Origin of the sequence: Salinisphaera sp. RV14 (assembly GCF_052044135.1) — a bacterium.
Taxonomy (GTDB): Bacteria; Pseudomonadota; Gammaproteobacteria; order Nevskiales; family Salinisphaeraceae; genus Salinisphaera.
On record NZ_JBQDYF010000005.1, the window covers coordinates 44,448 to 58,159 of the forward strand.

General features: G+C 64.8%; 10 protein-coding genes. 7 read left to right on the plus strand and 3 right to left on the minus strand.

Annotated features, from left to right (window positions below; translation table 11 throughout):
• Nucleotides 1-231: 231 nt before the first annotated feature.
• From uca to ACS8Y6_RS07010, 4 genes are read left to right on the plus strand one after another with little or no spacing between them, the layout of a single operon-like run.
• Nucleotides 232-3,849, plus strand: coding sequence for an urea carboxylase (uca, locus tag ACS8Y6_RS06995; RefSeq protein WP_440855274.1), 3,618 nt, complete (start codon nt 232-234; stop codon nt 3,847-3,849).
• Complete coding sequence (gene atzF, locus ACS8Y6_RS07000; RefSeq protein ID WP_440850010.1) at nt 3,846-5,678, plus strand: allophanate hydrolase; 1,833 nt, start codon at nt 3,846-3,848, stop codon at nt 5,676-5,678. The genes uca and atzF overlap by 4 nt, the downstream gene beginning before the upstream one ends.
• On the plus strand, nt 5,678-5,938 hold the full coding sequence (locus ACS8Y6_RS07005) for a hypothetical protein (RefSeq protein WP_440850011.1): 261 nt from the start codon (nt 5,678-5,680) through the stop codon (nt 5,936-5,938). Before atzF ends, ACS8Y6_RS07005 begins: the two co-directional genes overlap by 1 nt.
• Nucleotides 5,935-6,618 carry a hypothetical protein gene (locus ACS8Y6_RS07010; protein ID WP_440850012.1) on the plus strand — a complete coding sequence of 228 codons (684 nt, stop codon included), beginning with the start codon at nt 5,935-5,937 and terminating at the stop codon, nt 6,616-6,618. Before ACS8Y6_RS07005 ends, ACS8Y6_RS07010 begins: the two co-directional genes overlap by 4 nt.
• A 111-nt stretch (nt 6,619-6,729) precedes the next feature.
• On the opposite strand, the gene ACS8Y6_RS07015 is transcribed toward ACS8Y6_RS07010, so the two are convergent.
• The gene (locus tag ACS8Y6_RS07015) at nt 6,730-7,512 is read right to left on the minus strand and encodes an N-acyl homoserine lactonase family protein (RefSeq protein WP_440850013.1); all 783 of its coding nucleotides are present in this window, start codon (nt 7,510-7,512) and stop codon (nt 6,730-6,732) included.
• A gap of 518 nt (nt 7,513-8,030) precedes the next feature.
• Here ACS8Y6_RS07015 and ACS8Y6_RS07020 point away from each other — a divergent pair.
• The gene (locus tag ACS8Y6_RS07020) at nt 8,031-8,480 is read left to right on the plus strand and encodes a universal stress protein (protein WP_440850014.1); all 450 of its coding nucleotides are present in this window, start codon (nt 8,031-8,033) and stop codon (nt 8,478-8,480) included.
• Nucleotides 8,481-8,508: 28 nt separating this feature from the next.
• On the opposite strand, the gene cysQ is transcribed toward ACS8Y6_RS07020, so the two are convergent.
• Together cysQ and ACS8Y6_RS07030 are read right to left on the minus strand one after the other, a co-directional pair.
• Entirely contained in the window at nt 8,509-9,309 is an 801-nt protein-coding gene (gene cysQ, locus ACS8Y6_RS07025; RefSeq protein ID WP_440850015.1) for a 3'(2'),5'-bisphosphate nucleotidase CysQ, read from the minus strand.
• A gap of 77 nt (nt 9,310-9,386) precedes the next feature.
• A complete protein-coding gene (locus ACS8Y6_RS07030) occupies nt 9,387-10,703 on the minus strand; it encodes a DEAD/DEAH box helicase (RefSeq protein WP_440850016.1) in 1,317 nt (438 codons plus the stop codon).
• 603 nt (nt 10,704-11,306) lie between these two features.
• Between ACS8Y6_RS07030 and trxA the strand changes: the two genes are divergently transcribed.
• Both trxA and rho read left to right on the plus strand, forming a co-directional pair.
• The gene (gene trxA / locus ACS8Y6_RS07035) at nt 11,307-11,633 is read left to right on the plus strand and encodes a thioredoxin TrxA (RefSeq protein ID WP_109992352.1); all 327 of its coding nucleotides are present in this window, start codon (nt 11,307-11,309) and stop codon (nt 11,631-11,633) included.
• A gap of 453 nt (nt 11,634-12,086) precedes the next feature.
• A complete protein-coding gene (rho, locus tag ACS8Y6_RS07040) occupies nt 12,087-13,301 on the plus strand; it encodes a transcription termination factor Rho (protein WP_440850040.1) in 1,215 nt (404 codons plus the stop codon).
• The last annotated feature ends 411 nt before the right edge of the window (nt 13,302-13,712 follow it).

Below are 13,712 nucleotides of genomic sequence, written 5' to 3' on the forward strand. Positions count from 1 at the left end.
ACCTAGTCCGCCAATGAACGCGCATTAAACGCAAATAGGAAAAGATTATCTTATCTGCAGGTTACGCAGATTTTCACAGATTAAAAACATGGTGTTTTCTTCCTTAATCTGCGAAATCTGCGGATAGATGCCTTTTTCGCGTTCATTTGCGGACCATTGAAAAGCTGCCGTGGGACGACTCATGGCGTTGCGAACTTCCGCGGGACGACCCGCGCCTAGCGAAATCGAGCCATGTTCAACAAAGTTCTGATCGCCAACCGCGGCGCCATCGCCACCCGCATCCAGCGCAGTCTGCGCGCGGCCGGCGTCGGCTCGGTCGCGGTCTATGCCGAGGCCGACCGCGATGCGCCGTTCGTGCAGGCCGCCGACGAGGCCTATTCGCTCGGCGCGGGCAGCGCGGCTGAGACCTATCTCGACCGCGACAAGCTGCTCGCCATCGCGGCCGAGGCCGGCGCCGAGGCGATCCATCCGGGCTATGGCTTTCTGTCGGAAAACGAAGACTTCATTGCGGCCTGCGAGGCCGCGGGTCTGGTCTTCCTTGGCCCCACAGCCGAGCAGGTCCGCGCTTTCGGCCTCAAGCACGAGGCGCGCCGCTTGGCCGAAGCCGCGGGCGTGCCTCTGGTGCCGGGTTCGGGGCTGCTGGACGATGTCGAGACAGCCCAACGCGAAGCGGCCCGAGTCGGCTATCCGGTCATGCTCAAGTCCACGGCCGGAGGCGGCGGGATCGGCATGCAGGTCTGCGAAGACGAGGCCGGGCTGGTAAAGGCCTTCGACTCTGTCCGTGGCCTCGGGCAGCGCAATTTCGGCGATGCCGGGGTATTCGTCGAGGCCTATATCGCGCGGGCGCGGCATCTGGAAGTCCAGATCTTCGGCGATGGGCAGGGCACGGTCATCGCCCTCGGCGAGCGCGACTGTTCCACCCAGCGTCGCAATCAGAAAGTGATCGAGGAATGCCCGGCGCCGGCGCTGAGTGAGACGGTACGCCGCGAGTTGCATGCCACGGCCATCGCCCTCGGCGAGTCGGTGAACTATCGTAGCGCCGGCACCGTGGAATTCATCTACGATGCGGCCCGCGAGGCCTTCTTTTTCCTCGAGGTCAATACCCGCCTGCAGGTCGAGCACGGCGTCACCGAAGCGGTCTGGGGCGTGGATATCGTCGACTGGATGCTGCGGCTCGGCGCTGGCGAGACCCTCGATCTGGCCGCGCTGACCCGCGATCTGACGCCCACCGGGCATGCCATCCAGGCCCGGCTGTATGCCGAGGATCCGCATCATGATTTTCGGCCGAGCGCCGGCTTGTTGACGGAAGTCGAGTTTCCCGAGGCCAGCGATCTGCGCATCGATCATTCGATCGAGGCCGGGCTGGAAATCTCGCCGTTGTTCGACCCGATGCTGGCCAAGGTAATCGTGCATCGCACCGACCGCGACAGCGCGCGGGCACGGCTGGCCGAGGTGCTGGAAGCCAGTCGGGTCTACGGCATCGAAACCAACCGCAGCTGGCTGGCGCATGTGCTGCGCGATACGCGCTTCGCCGAGGCGGCTATCCATACCCGCTGGTTGACCGCTCTCGACTGGTCGCCGCCGACCTTCGAGGTGCTCGACGCCGGCCCGTTGACCACGATCCAGGACATACCCGGCCGGCTCGGCCACTGGGACGTGGGCGTGCCGCCTTCCGGGCCGTTCGATGATTTCTCGTTCGCGCTCGGCAATCGGCTGCTGGGTAATCCAGCCGATGCCGCCGGGCTCGAGATCACGCTCGCCGGGCCGACCCTGCGCTTCAATCGGGCAACCCAGCTCGTGCTGGCCGGCGCGGCGATCGAGGCGCGCCTGGACGACGTCGAAATCGAGGCCTGGCAGGTGATCGATGTACCGGCCGGCGCCACGCTCGCGCTCGGCCGTGTTCAAGGCGGGGCGCGCTGCAATCTGCTGATAGCCGGTGGCATCGACTGCCCGCGCTATCTCGGCTCGCGAGCCACCTTCACCCTCGGCCAGTTCGGCGGTCACGCGGGGCGTGCCCTGCGTACCGGCGATACGCTGCCGTTGACGGCGGTCGATCCGGTGCCGGCTCGTCGCCTCGAACCCGAATTGCGCCCGGCCTTCGGCACGGCCGGCGATGGCGCCCGGCACTGGGAGATCGCCGTGCTGTACGGCCCGCACGGGGCGCCGGATTTCTTTACCGAAGCCGATATCGACACGATTTTTGGCCATGACTGGGAAGTGCATTTCAATTCCAGCCGGACCGGTATCCGTCTGATCGGTCCGCGGCCGGAATGGGCGCGCGAGACCGGCGGCGAGGCCGGCCTGCACCCGTCGAACATCCACGACAATGCTTACGCCTTTGGCACCCTCGATTTCACGGGTGACATGCCGGTCATACTCGGCCCCGACGGGCCGTCCCTCGGCGGCTTCGTCTGCCCGGCCACGACCGTGCGCGCCGAGCGCTGGAAACTCGGTCAACTGGCCGCCGGCGATACGGTGCGGTTCGTGCCGGTTTCGCTGGAGACGGCCCGGGCGCTCGAGGCACGCCAGCGCGCCGTGATCGAGACGTTTGCCGCGACGGCCGAGCCGAAGCGAGTCGTCGATCGCGGGACGCCGATACTGCGCAAACTCGATGCCGCTACCGCGGGCGAAAAGCTGGTCTACCGCCGTGCCGGCGACGATTTCCTGCTGATCGAATTCGGCGAGATGACGCTGGATATCGCGCTGCGTTTTCGGGCCCACGCCTGGATGCTTTGGCTGCAGGCGCATCCGATCGAGGGCATGGCCGAACTCACGCCGGGCATCCGTTCGCTGCAGATCCACTACGATCCCAATCGGCTGACGCTGCCGGCGCTGCTGGCCCATCTCGAGGCCGCCGAGCGCGAGCTGCGCGAAGTCGAGGATCTGGAAGTGGAATCGCGGCTGGTGCATCTGCCGCTGTCCTGGGACGATCCGGCCTGTCACGAGGCGATCGAGAAATACCAGCGCAGCGTGCGCCCGGATGCGCCCTGGTGCCCGAGCAACCTGGATTTCATCCGGCGCATCAACGGCCTGGACAGCGAGGCCGAGATCCGCGACATCCTGTTCAATGCCCGCTATCTGGTCATGGGCCTGGGCGATGTCTACCTGGGCGCGCCGGTCGCAACCCCGCTGGATCCGCGCCAGCGCCTGGTCACCACCAAATACAACCCGGCCCGGACCTGGACCGCCGAGAACTCGGTCGGTATCGGCGGCGCTTATCTCTGCGTGTACGGCATGGAAGGCCCGGGCGGCTATCAGTTCGTCGGCCGCACCCTGCAGATGTGGAATCGCTATCGCGAAACCCGGTATTTCGACAAGCCCTGGCTGCTGCGCTTCTTCGATCAGCTGTCGTTCTACGAAGTGACGCACGACGAGCTGATGGCGGTCCGGACCGAATTCCTGCACGGGCGCTTCGATCTTGAGACCGAAACCGTGCGTTTCTCGCTGGCCGAGTACGAGCGCAATCTGGCCGGCACCGAGGAAGCGATCACGGCCTTCCAGGAAAAACGCGAGGCCGCGTTCGCCGAGGAAATGGCGCGCTGGCGGGCCAACGGCCAGTTCACTTTCGAAGATCATGTGCCGGAGACCAGCGAAACCGCCGAGCTGGCGGCCCACGAAGCAGCCGTCGACAGCCCGGTGGCGGGCAGTTTGTGGAAGCTCAAGGTCGCGGTGGGCGACGAGGTCGCCGAGGGCCAGGTCGTGGCCCTGGTGGAATCGATGAAAATGGAAGTTGAGATCGTGTCCCGCGGCCCCGGTCGGATCGCGCGTCTGCCGATCGCCGAGGGCGGGGCAGTCACTGCCGGCCAGCCGGTGGTGATTCTCGACGCCAACACGGGGGCCTCGGCATGAAAGGACGTGACCTGACCCGGCATACGCTGCATGCCGCCTATCGCAGCGGCGAACTCACGCCGAGAACGCTGGTGGCCGAGCTTCTGCCCGATGCCGCCGGGCGCGGCGCCGATCCGACCTGGATTCGGCGGTTGAGCGCCGATGAGCTCGAGCCCTATCTGGCCGCGCTCGACGATGAATCGCCGGAGACAAAGCCGCTCTACGGTCTGCCATTCGCGATCAAGGACAATATCGATCTGGCTGGTATTCCCACCACCGCTGGCTGCCCGGCATTTGCCTATGTACCCGAGCGGCATGCCTTCGTCGTCGAACAGCTGATCGAGGCCGGCGCAATCCCGCTCGGCAAGACCAATCTGGATCAGTTTGCCACCGGCCTGGTCGGCGAGCGCGCCCCGGCCGAATACGGCGTGCCGGGCAATGCCTTCGATCCCGACTATATCCCGGGCGGCTCCAGCAGCGGTTCGGCGGTGGCCACCGCGGCCGGCCAGGTCAGCTTTGCGCTGGGTACCGACACGGCCGGCTCCGGTCGCGTTCCGGCCTGTTTCAACAATCTGTTCGGCCTGAAGCCGACCGTGGGCTTGTTGAGCAATCGCGGCGTGGTGCCGGCCTGTCGTAGCATCGATACCGTCAGTCTGTTCGCGCTGACCGCCGACGATGCTGGGGCGATTCTCGATGTTGCGGCGGTCTTCGATGCCGACTGCGCCGAGGCGCGCCACCACGATTTCGCCGTCGCCGGACAGCGCTATGGTCAGGCGCCGGCGTCATTTCATTTCGGCGTGCCGCGGCGCGATCAATGGCAGACCGATGCCGCTTATACCCGCTGCATGGAGACAGCGATCGGTGAACTGCGCGCGCTCGGTGGCGAACCGGTCGAGATCGACTGCAGTCCGATGCTGGCGGCCGCACAGCTGCTTTATGGTGGGCCGTGGGTCGCCGAACGCTACCACGCGGTGCGAACGCTGATCGAGCGCGAGCCCGAGGCGTTGCATCCGGTCACTCGCCAGGTTATCGAAGGCGGCCGGACGCCGAGCGCGCTGGATGTCTTCGACGCCGGTTATCGCCTGGCCGAGTACAAGCGTGCGGCCGATCGTCTGCTGGCCACGGTGGATGTGATGCTGGCGCCGACGACCGTGACGCATCCGAGCAAGGCCGAGGTGGCCGCCGAGCCGGTGGCAATCAATACCCAGCTCGGTACGTGGACCAATTTCATGAACCTGCTCGATTACAGTGCACTAGCCGTGCCGGTCGCGATCGGCGACAACGGGCGCCCGGGCGGGGTGACGCTGTTCGGCCCGGCGTTTGCCGATCTGTCGTTGTTGAGCCTGGCACGCGCGGTGGAAGCTCGGCTGGCCCTGCCGCTCGGCGCGACCGGCCGAGCGCGCCCGGCGCTGCCGGCGTTGTCGCCGGCGAGCGATGGCACGCTCGAAATCGCGGTTTGCGGCGCTCATCTCGACGGGTTGCCCCTGAACCATCAGTTGGTGGAGCGCGGCGGCAAGCGTACGGCGATCACCAAAACCGCGCCCCGTTATCGATTGTTCGCGCTCACCGCCGACCGGCCGCCGCGCCCGGCGCTGATCGAGGATGCCGAGACGGGCCGTGCGATCGCCGTCGAATTGTGGCGGCTGCCCATGGCCAGCCTCGGCAGCTTCCTTGCCGGTATTCCAGCGCCCCTCGGTCTGGGCCGCATCGAACTCGTAGACGGCCGCTCGGTGACCGGTTTCATCTGTGCCGCCGGGGCCCTGCCGTCCCAGGGTGATGTCATCGAAATTACAACGTACGGCGGTTGGCGTGGCTGGCTGGCATCCCGGACCGGGCAGGAGGCGTGCTGATGAATTCCGGACAACTCGCCGGCTTCACGACCGTTCCCATCGCCGGCATCGCCGATTTGTTCAGTGGCGCTCCCGAGGCCCGCGCGGAGGCGTTTGCATGCGCCGCGCGGGATGGGGCAGCGAACGGTGAATCGCGGCAGGCCGGCGCGCACCTCCACGCTCGCGCCATCCGGATCTTCAACCCTCGGCAGGCGCGCCAGGCGCGTGGCGGGAGCACGGCGACCTCTGGCCGCTACGCGCGCCGTAGCGGCGTTTCGTGAGCGCGGTCCCGGCGCGCTATCGGGGCCTGTGGCGACGGCGGCGTTATGTCGAGCCGGCCGCGGGCCGTGCATTGCTGGAGGATACGGCGACCGCGGTGTATTGGCTGCAGACGGCCTGCTGGCATGCCGATCTCCGGATACCGGTGGATAGCCCGGATTTTACCGGCATCCATAGCCTCGCCGGCTGTGATCGTGCGCGGCTGGCCTGGATTGCCGGGCTGACGGCCTTTGCCGGGCGTACCATCGTCGAGGGCCGTTTCTGTACCTGGCACCGGCTGGTGGATATGGCGCCGGGGCTGGACAAGGACATCGGCGCGATGCGGTTTCTATCCGACCGTCTGCTCGAGGAACGCCATCCGGACGGCCGCTATCTTGAATGCTGGGAGAAGGTGGCGTCGGGTGATGCCGCGAGCGAGAGAGTCCGTCTGGACGAAACCGGCCTCCCGGTCTGGTTGCAGCAGGGAGCGCACGCGTTCCTGATCCGGCCCCGCCCGCCGCTGGCCGCCGATCACGAGCTTCTGGCATCACCCGACGAACTGTCGACCGCAGCGCTTGCCGAGCGGGCGGCCACCGAGATCAGTTACGTCGGCCGTGCGGCCGAGGGATGGCGCATCGAGCGTTCGACCCATCCGTGGCGCATCGGACAACTCTGTGAAGCGCCGAACGTCGCCGGACCATGAGCCGGGTGAGAATGGCCGGTGCGATGCGGCGCCCTTGAGACAGGTGCCCGAGAAAAATGACAGTTGGCGTACGGGGTTCGCAGCTCGAGATTCCGGTGCCAGTCGACCGGATTATTCACGGAAGCCCGGAAAGGGCGGCAGCGTGCGATAGAAATCGAAGTCGTGATTGGGCCAGAGATCGGCGCCCTCGCGGGTTGCCAGCCGCTTGAGCCGTCGGATGCTGTCGACGGCCTGGGTTTCGCGATCCTGCCAGCAGGAGCCGGGCGCGATCTCGTCGTCCAGGTTTTCCATCAGATCCGCGGCGTCCCCGCACAGGATGACCGGCGGCCCCTTGGGCAGTTCGATGAACAAGGACATGTGGCCAGCGGTATGGCCCGGCGTCTCGATGGCCTGGATGCCGGGGGCCGGCGAGTATTCCGTCGGCTGGATATGCCAGTTGTCGCGATCGGCGATTTCATCGGCGAAGATACCGCTGACCTCGCCGGTGTCCGCCGCCGCGACTTCCTCGTGATGAATATGTACCTCGCAGCCGGGCACATCGCACAGCCCGCCGGCATGGTCGAAGTGCAGATGGCTGAGGAAAACCAGATCGATATCGGCTACCGTCAGATCGAGGCGGCGAAGATACTCGGGGATGCGCTGGGTCTGCGACATCTCGGGCACTTCGAAGGTCGGCCGCATCGGTTCCAGATAACGCGCGCGCAGTTCCGGCGTCGCGATCTTGTGATAGTCACAGCCGACATCGAACAGGATGCGGCCGTTCGGCGTTTCGATCAGATAAGCCAGGATGGGGGCATCGATGTAGATCCCGCGTCCGCGTCCACGCGTGGATACGGTCTTTTCGTAACGATGGGTGGCCGTCAGCAGTGGCCGGATGCGTAATGCGCCTGTCATGGGGTCTGATCTCCAGGGGGGCAATGCAGAGGTCGAGGGGGGGTGACGATGAGTGGCGGCAACACGGCCTGTTGTTGACGGCAACCGACGGGTAACCGAGCGGTTTCCGGGTCAGTCGGCGGTTTTCGTCGATGTCTTCCGGGCTTCGAACATCTTCGAAACAGGACCGGGGCCCATGCAGCGAATTCGTCTACGGGCAGTTTGACTATAGATGATCCAGACAACGATCGGTACCGAAGCCGGCGCGATAAAACGACTGTCGCCATCGGGCCCCATCGGTGTCATGCCCGCACCGCTCGGCGGGTGGCGAGTCGGCGCGGGTGATGCTCGCGGGATCGGAGGCCCGGCAGATCGGCTCCATCGATGGCACGGCGCAATCCGTTGCCGTTCGGTCCCGGATCGAAACGACGGCTGCCGCCAGCCGGCCCAACTCGGGGTAAACACAACGGGTAAATGACGAGAGGGGCCGGAGCGTGGTATCAAACAGTTACAGACTTGATGGTTCGCCGGGGGGCCTTATGCAGAACTTCGATACCATTCTTCTGGCCTATGACGGCAGCGAACAGGGACGGATCGCCTTGCGTCGGTCGCTGCCGCTGCTCGGGGCGGGCGAGGTCCGGACACATCTGCTGGCCGTGGTGCCGTTGACGGGCGCGGTGGCCGCCGCCGAGGGCTTTTATACCGAAAGCATGTACGAGTCCGAGCGTGAGCGGGTGGAGAATATCCTGGCCGAGGGGGTGGAGATGCTCAAGGCCAAGGGGATCGACGCCCAGGGTTATGTGCGGGTGGGCGAGCCTGCCCATCAGATCGCGAAACTGGCGAGTGAGCTCGCCGTGGATCTGGTGATCGTGGGGCATCAGCGGCGCGGGGTGCTCGCACGCTGGTGGCAGGGCTCGGTCGGGGCCTCGTTGCTCGACCGGCTCGACTGCAGCCTGCTGATCGCCCAGGACCCGTCAATCGAAACCTGATGATGGTCGGATTTCGTACCGCGCGGCCCTATTTGGGAACGTAGGCGAGCCAGTTGTGGCTCGCGTCGCCGTAGGCGATGAACCAGTCGTTGAGCAGGCTGTCGGTTTCGTTGTAGCGCAATGGCCGGCCGCGGGCATCGGTGACCTGGCCGCCGGCGGCCTTGAGCACGGCGTGGCCGGCTGCGGTATCCCATTCGCTGGTGGGGCCGAGCCGCGGATAGAAATCGGCCGCGCCCTCCGCGATGACGCAGAATTTCAGCGATGAGCCCATGCTCACGGGTTCGTAGTCGTCCATGTCGGCCAGCAGGCGTTCGATGGCGTCCGAGCGATGCGAGCGCGACACCAGGATGCGCGGTTTCTCCATGCGGGCCGGGCTGACCCGGATAGGCTGGATTGCGCCGTCGCCCTCGCGCCGGAACGCGCCGAGGCCGTTCGCGCCGAACCACAGCGTATCGAGGGCCGGCGCATACACCGCGCCCAATACCGGCCGGCCGTCCTGGATCAGCGCGATATTGATGGTGAACTGGTCGTTGCGATTGACGAACTCCTTGGTGCCGTCCAGCGGATCGACCAGCCAGTACTCGCGCCATTCCGAGCGCGTGTCGTAGTCGATGTCGGCGCCTTCCTCGGACAGCTGGGGCGTGTCCGGCGTCAGGGCCGACAATTCGGCCGCGATCACGCGGTGTGCGGCGAGATCGGCCTGGGTCAGCGGGCTGTCGTCGTCCTTGGTGATGACGTCGAAATCGCTGCGGTAGATCGGCAACGTCCTGGCGCCGGCCTCGACGGCGATGCGACAGACGGCGTCAAGCAGTTCGCGGGTGATCTCCATGGCCTAGGCAGTTACGTTCGCAGTAAAACATCGCATCATACCGGCCTTGCGATCGGGCACAAGCTGTATGCGGACAATCAGCGGCCGCCCGGGGATCGCCGATTGCCGTTACCGCCGCGCCGCCGGTTGTTGCCGCCGCCGCGCGGCTTGCGCTTGCGCTGCGGCGCGCGGGTGTAATCGCGCACGAACGCGTCCTCGGTCGGCATCTCGGCATCGATCTTGTGCTCGATGTAGGCCTCGATATCGGGCAGCGAGTAGACGTACTCCTCGCAGGCGAAGGAGATGGCCTGCCCGGTGTTGCCGGCCCGTGCCGTACGGCCGATGCGATGGACGTAGTCCTGGGCGTCCTGCGGCAGGTCGAAGTTGATCACATGCGACACATCCGGGATGTGCAGGCCGCGGGCCGCGACGTCGGTGGCGACCATGATCGGGAGCTGGCCGGTCTTGAATTCCTCCAGCAGGCGCAGCCGCTTGTTCTGTGCCACGTCGCCGGACAGGGTCGCCGCGTTGAAGCCATTGGCGATCAGCGTGTCCTGAATGCGCTCGGCCATGCGCTTGGTATTGATGAAGATCAGCGTCCGCCCGTCGCCGATGCGCCGCAGGATGCCGATCAGCAGTGCGAGCTTGTCGTCCTTGGAGACGTGATAGAGCTTCTGCTCGATGGCCCCGATATTGACTGTTTCGGTATCGGTGCGCACCAGCTTCGGATCGTTCATGTGCTCGTAGGCGAGCTCGAGGACGCGATGCGACAGGGTGGCCGAGAACAGCAGGTTCTGGCGCCGCCCGGGGGGCGGCATCTTGCGTAACATGTAGCGGATATCGTCGATGAAGCCGAGGTCGAACATGCGATCGGCCTCGTCCAGCACGGCGACTTCGATCGCCTTGAGCGTGTAGATCTTCTGCTTGTAATAGTCGATCAGACGGCCCGGCGTGCCGATCAGGATATCCACGCCCGCCGCGATCGCCTCGCGCTGGGTGTCATAGCCCGTTCCGCCATAACAGACCACGCATTTGAGGCCTGTGTCGGCGGCCAGCGGCAACGCATCCTGATAGATCTGGTCGGCCAGCTCGCGCGTCGGCGCCAGAATCAGGGCTCGGGGCTGTGCCGCGCCGGAGGGGGCCTGCTCGCTGGGTTCCGGCGCCTGCCGGATCAGCCGGTCGAGGGTCGCCAGCAGGAAAGCGGCGGTCTTGCCGGTGCCGGTATGCGCCTGGCCGGCAATGTCGACGCCGGCGAGCGCCAGCGGCAGGGTCTCGGCCTGGATCGGGGTGGCATGGGTAAAGCCGCGCGTGTTCAGACCCGATACAATGCTGTCATGCAGGCCGAGTGCGTCGAGGCGGGTCTCGGTGACCAGCTTGCGCGGGGTGGCGTCGTCGACTGTTTCGGTATCGCTCATTGAATTCTCGTCGCGCCGGGGTCGGCGGTTTAAGGGCTGTTGGAAGTTCCGTTCGCGCCCGCATCCACGTCGGTGAAACGGCAGGCCCTGATGCTGCGGACACAGTGTAGTTGGCCCGCACAGGCGCCGCGCAACGATGCATTGCGGGTGTATCGGCGTTGTCCGGCGGCGTCGTGTCCGCTTGCAAACAAGCGGTGCCACAACGCCGCGGGACCGGCATCGCGCGCGGTGCGACCATGCTCGGCCGCCCGCGCCACGCCGGGCAGGATCGGCGCCCGCGGCGCGGATCTCGTACGAAACATGAACAGGCCCCGGGAAAAGGGTTGAAAAAATGCTTGAGATTAGCTCCAATACAAGCGAAGATTATGCATGCAGCGAACCGTTGCATGCTCGAGTTGCATCAACTCGCTTTCCGGCGCTTGTTTTGTGCAACCCGCACTATAACAGTTTGTGGCCGTGACGACCGGGTCGCAGGACTTCCTTCGCAGGCTTGCAAACTTTTCCCGCGCCCTTAGTTAGGTGTTTGAGGCTTTGCTCCTTCGACGGATCGAAAGCCGATCAACCCGATTCCATATTTGTCCTGCTCGGATGTGAGGACGCTCCATGAGTGAAAATATCGTCAAAGTCAGTGACGACAGCTTCGAAAACGACGTGCTGTCGGCCAAGGGCCCTGTCCTGGTCGATTACTGGGCCGAGTGGTGCGGTCCGTGCAAGCAGATCGCCCCGGTGCTCGACGAGCTCGCCGATCAGTACGAAGGCAAGCTGACGATCGCCAAGCTTAACGTCGACGAAAACCCCGACACCCCGCCGCGCTATGGCATTCGCGGTATTCCGACCCTGATGCTGTTCAAGGACGGCGAAGTGGCCGGCACCAAGGTCGGCGCTGTGTCCAAGAGCCAGCTTGCCGAATTCGTCGATCAGCATATCTAGTCTGATTCGACCCGCGTGCCGCCGAGGGCGATTGGCGGCACGCATCGAACATCCATCCTTGAATCGTTGCCCGACCCGGCGACGACATATCCCGAACGAGCGTATATAACCGTGTCCGAAGAAACTGTTGAAGAACGCCAGTCCAAGGATTCCACCCCTTCGAATAACAACAATGGTGGTCCCGGCGGCAACGGCAACGGCGGCGGCAACAACAACCGTCGAGGCCGGCGCCGCAAGAACAGCAATGGCGGCGGCTCTGGTAACAACAATAATAATAACAATAACAAGAAGAGCAGTAGCGGGAATCGCGGTCGGTCCGGCGGTAACAAGGGGCCGAACAATCCACCCAACGAGGACATCGACGAGGCGGAATTCGAAGCCTACGCCGGTGTCGCCGGGGATGGACCGATTCTCAATCTGACCGAACTCAAGCGCAAGACGGCCGCCGAGTTGATGGAGATGGCCCAGGACATGGACCTGGACAATATCTCGCGGCTGCGCAAGCAGGACCTCATCTTCGCCATGCTCAAGGCGCATGCCAGGTCCGGTGAGCGCATCTACGGCGACGGCGTACTCGAGATCCTGTCCGATGGCTTCGGCTTTCTGCGCTCGAACGAGTCGTCCTACATGGCCGGCCCGGACGATATCTATGTCTCGCCCAGCCAGATCCGGCGCTTTTCGTTGCGTACGGGCGACAACATCCGAGGGCGTATTCGGCCGCCGAAGGAATCGGAGCGCTACTTCGCGCTGCTCAAGGTCGATGACATCAACGAGGACCCGCCCGAGAAATCCAAGGGCAAGGTGCTGTTCGAGAACCTGACGCCGCTGTTCCCGACCGAACGGCTGCACATGGAACTCGGCAACGGTTCGACCGAAGACATCACCGCGCGCACCATCGACCTGGTCGCGCCCTTCGGCAAGGGCCAGCGCGGCCTGATCGTCTCGCCGCCCAAGGCCGGCAAGACGATGATGATGCAGAACATCGCCCAGTCGATCGCGCATAATCATCCGGACTGTCATCTCATCGTGCTGCTGATCGACGAGCGGCCCGAGGAAGTGACCGAGATGGAGCGCGGCGTGCGCGGCGAAGTGGTGTCGTCGACCTTCGACGAGCCGGCCTCCCGCCATGTCCAGGTCGCCGACATGGTGATCGAGAAGGCCAAGCGTCTGGTCGAGCACAAGAAGGATGTCGTGATCCTGCTCGACTCCATCACCCGTCTGGCCCGGGCCTACAACACGGTGGCACCGTCGTCCGGCAAGGTGCTCACGGGTGGTGTGGACGCCAACGCGCTGCAGAAGCCCAAGCGCTTCTTCGGTGCCGCGCGTAACGTGGAAGAGGGCGGCAGCCTGACCATCATGGCCACCGCTCTGATCGAGACCGGCTCCAAGATGGACGAAGTCATCTACGAGGAGTTCAAGGGCACCGGCAACATGGAGATCCATCTGGATCGGCGTATCGCCGAGAAGCGGATCTACCCGGCCATTCACGTCAATCGGTCCGGCACGCGCCGCGAAGAGAAGATGGTCCCGCAGGACGAGTTGCAGCGCATGTGGGTGCTGCGCAAGCTCCTGCATGGCATGGACGACCTGGCGGCCATGGAGCTGCTCATCGATCGCATGAAGCAGACCAAGACCAACGCCGAGTTCTTCGACTCGATGAAGCGCTGACGCAGGCTGGGTCAAAAAAGCGGGCTGCGGCCCGCTTTTTTTGGTTCTTCGCGGATTACGGAGGGCCATTGTGCCCTGCGGGTCCCGAGCGTTCCAGCGGGTGTGGATATGAGTCAGCAGTGCACTGGCTGGCAACGCCGAACAGGCGCTCGGAAAGCCCCGCCGCGGGCGTCTTCGCCGACCTCCGGTTTCGCGCTGCAGCGCGAGTCACTTCTCTTGCTTGCTCAACACAAGTAACCAAGAGAAAAGCACCCGGCACCACGCCTCGCCGTCGCCGCACAACGGGACGGAAATACCGACACGGTGCATGAGAGCCTGGCGTATTCCGTAAACCGTTGCATCGCGGCCCATCTATTAATCCGGCATCAAAACAGCTGACTTCATCAGCTGTTTTCAACGCCTTCAAAAATA